The sequence below is a fragment of the Fundicoccus sp. Sow4_H7 genome, assembly GCF_052115865.1.
Taxonomy (GTDB): domain Bacteria; phylum Bacillota; class Bacilli; order Lactobacillales; family Aerococcaceae; genus Fundicoccus_A.
The window spans coordinates 1-513 of record NZ_JBQKME010000031.1 but is presented as its reverse complement, the minus strand read 5'-3'; the positions used below and the strand labels follow the sequence as shown (position 1 = coordinate 513).

Here is a 513-nt window from a genome sequence, read left to right as displayed (position 1 = left end):
AGTCGTAACAAGGTAGCCGTATCGGAAGGTGCGGCTGGATCACCTCCTTTCTAAGGAGTACAGGAACCTTACAAGTGGATATTGTCTTTGTTTAGTTTTGAGTGAGCTTTACTTACTCATTTACTTTTATATATAATACGCATCAGGGTATAAATCCGGGCCTATAGCTCAGCTGGTTAGAGCGCACCCCTGATAAGGGTGAGGTCGGTGGTTCGAGTCCACTTAGGCCCATCAGGTTTTTCAAGTGATGCGCTTGCATTTTAAACGGATTTGATATATAATTCTATCTTAGCGACGGGGAATTAGCTCAGCTGGGAGAGCGCCTGCTTTGCACGCAGGAGGTCAGCGGTTCGATCCCGCTATTCTCCATTGTCGTACAACTTTATATTGCGAGTTTACGACACCTTAGCTCATTGAAAACTGAATAACACAACAAATAGTGATTAATGATTCATGCGAGTCATTAATGACACATCATTTTTTTGAATAAAAGAAATAATGAAACCGAGAATT

2 tRNA genes and 1 rRNA gene are annotated in these 513 nt (G+C 41.9%); all 3 read left to right on the top strand.

What is annotated here, in order from left to right:
* Window positions 1-50: ribosomal RNA gene (locus tag ACTQ54_RS12410) — 16S ribosomal RNA — on the top strand; the annotation flags it as partial.
* Window positions 51-157: 107 nt separating this feature from the next.
* Window positions 158-231: transfer RNA gene (locus ACTQ54_RS12405), tRNA-Ile, on the top strand.
* 65 nt (window positions 232-296) lie between these two features.
* Window positions 297-369, top strand: a tRNA-Ala gene (locus tag ACTQ54_RS12400).
* Window positions 370-513: the final 144 nt, after the last annotated feature.